The sequence below is a fragment of the Gordonia sp. NPDC003585 genome (assembly GCF_040610755.1).
Lineage (GTDB): Bacteria > Actinomycetota > Actinomycetes > Mycobacteriales > Mycobacteriaceae > Gordonia.
In genome coordinates, this window is sequence record NZ_JBEXMX010000177.1 from 1 (window position 1) to 2,809 (window position 2,809).

1 protein-coding gene is annotated in these 2,809 nt (G+C 70.8%); it reads right to left on the bottom strand.

The genetic code is table 11. From position 1 onward, the window contains the following. The coding region (locus ABZW74_RS24345; protein WP_355280058.1) for an amino acid adenylation domain-containing protein at positions 1–2,809 on the bottom strand (2,809 nt) is incomplete at both ends.

Sequence of the window (2,809 nt, forward strand, 5' to 3'; positions counted from 1 at the left end):
GTCCTCGGGACGCCCGGCCAGCGCCTCCTTCACGGCCTTGACCGCCGCGGACACGCCCGCGCCGAGCTCGTCGAGCGGCACGGACACCGGTGACACGCTGGTGAACCACCCGACGCTGCGCGACAGGTCGGCGCCCGGGGCGATCGATTCCTCGCGCCCATGGCCCTCGATCAGGACCGCGATCGCTTGGGCCCCGAGATTCGTTGTCCCGGTGTGCCGTCGAGCCACAGCGACCATCAGAGCGGCGAGCAGGACGTCGTCGACGCCGGTGCGGTAGGCGGCGGCCACGTCACGCAGGATCGCCTCGGTGACGGCTGGGTCGACGGCGGTCACGACGCTCGCCACCTCCGCCACCCGCGCCGCCGGTGCGTCACCCCACACCGGCGAGGCCGGAAGGTGACTGCGCCACAGCGGAATCTCGGCGATCCGGGTGGCCGCCAGGTCGGTCAGCACGCGCGCCCACCGTCGCATCGACGTGCTCGACTCCGACAGTTCGACCGGCAGTCCGCTGCGTAATTGTGCTGCGGCCGTTGCCAGATCGGTCACTACGATGCGCCACGACACCGCGTCGACGACTGCGTGGTGTGCGGTGAGGACCAGACGACCCGATCCATCGGCCGTGCGGACGGCGACGGCGGCGACCATGACGCCGGCGGCGGGATCGAGGGCCTCGAGCGCGTCGCGGTGGGCACGGCGCAGCTCGTCGTCGAAACGCTCGGTTCCGATGGCCGACTCGACGGTGCGGAACCGGAGGAGGCGACGTGGATCGCTCGGTGCACCGGCGACCATCCGCCACGAGCCGCCATCGCGCGTGAGCGCCCCGGCGAGGATCGGATGTCGGGCCAGCACCGCGGTCAGTGCGGTCCTCACGTCGGCGTCGCTGATCCGGGCCGGCAGCGTCAGGACCATGGCCTGCGAGTAGTCGGCGAAAGCTGCGGCGTCAACCGAGTTCTCGAGCATCCACGCGATGGTTGGCGTGATGTCCACGTCGCCCATCGCACCGCCGGGCAGTTCGGCGAGCACCGCGGCACCGGCCGAGGCGGCCGCGGCGGCCAGGCCGCGCACGGTGCGACGTTCGAAGATATCGCGCGGGGCCAACGCGAAACCGGCACCGCGCAGCAGGGAGGACAACTGGATCGACATGATCGAGTCACCGCCGAGCGAGAAGAACGAGTCGGTGGCACCGACCTGCTCCACGCCCAGCACCGCCGCGACCAGTTCCGCGATCCGGGCTTCGACCGCACCCACCGGTGCGACGAACTCGGTGCCCGTGCGCGCCGACGCGAAGTCGGGTTCGGGCAGCGAACGTCGGTCGAGCTTGCCGGCCGAGTTCAACGGCACCGTCGAGAGCACCGTCCACACGGTCGGACGCATGTACTCGGGAAGCGCTTGCGCGACCGCGTCTTTCGCGGATTCCAGGTCGACGGCGGGACCGGCGAGATAGGCCACGAGGTGCTCGCCGCCCGCAGGCGCGATGGCCACGGTCGCCGCGGCGTGCACCACCGAGTCGACGGCGGCGAGCACCGACTCGATCTCGCCCAACTCGATCCGCTGGCCGCGCAGCTTCACCTGAAAATCGGTGCGGCCCAGGTATTCGAGTTCACCGTCGCGATTGCGGGCCACCAGATCGCCGGTCCGGTAGAGACGCTCCCCCGGACGGCCGAACGGGTCGGCGACGAACCGGTCGGCGGTGAGATCCGGACGGCCGGCATAGCCGCGGGCGATCTGCACACCACCCAGATACAGTTCGCCGGGCACTCCGTCGCCGACCGGCCGCAACCGCGAATCCAGCACGTAGGTCGCGGTGTTCCAGATGGGGTGGCCGATCGGCACCGTGCGCCCGACGATGGCCAGGTCCGCGTGGCTGACCTCCACGGCGGCCTCGGTCGGTCCGAAGAGGTCGTGCAGCCCGGCATCGGGCCAGATGGCACGGGTGCGTCGGGCCACCGCGGGTGGCAGCGCCTCGCCGGAGGCGAACACATACCGGATTCCGGTGAGCGCGCGCAGACGCGTCTCGTCGACGACGTCGAGGAACACCGACAACATCGAGGGCACGAAGTGCACCGATGTGACGTTGCGGCGAAGCAGCGCATCGACGAGGTATTCGGGATCGGTGTGACCGCCGTCGGCGGCTACGAACATCCGCGCGCCGCCCAGCACAGGTGCGAACAGCTCGGGCACCGACACGTCGAATGTGTTGGGCGTCTTGAGGATCACCGTGTCCGACGACGTCAGCCCGAAGGTGTCCAGCCCCCACCGCAGCCGATTGAGCACCGAGGCCTGAGATACCGTGACGCCCTTGGGATTACCCGTGGAGCCGGAGGTGAAGATGGTGTAGGCGGCATTGGCCGGAGTCAGCTGCCCGGTCCGCTCCCCCGGTTGTAGCGGCGCGCCGAGCGCATCGGGGATGCCGACGTCGAGATCGACACTCACCCGCGGGGTGCCGCGCCCGGCCACTGCCGCGGGGATCTCACCGGACACCAGCACGACCGCGGCGGCTGCCGTGTCGAGGATGTAGTCGGCGCGGTCGGCCGGCGCCGCGGGGTCGACCGGCACATACTGGCCACCGGCGGCGAGGATCGCATGGATCGCGACGACCATCGCCGCACTGCGCGGCATGCACACGGCGACCGCGACCTCGGGTCCGACGCCGTAGCCGATCAGCATCCGCGCGTAATAGGCGACGAGCGCGGCGAATTCGGCGTTCGTGAGAATCCGCTCGCCGTCCGCGTCGTCGGCGACGAGCGCGATCTGATCCGGTCGGGCGGCATCGACGACGCGGTGCGCGACGTCCTCACCGCGGAGCCCG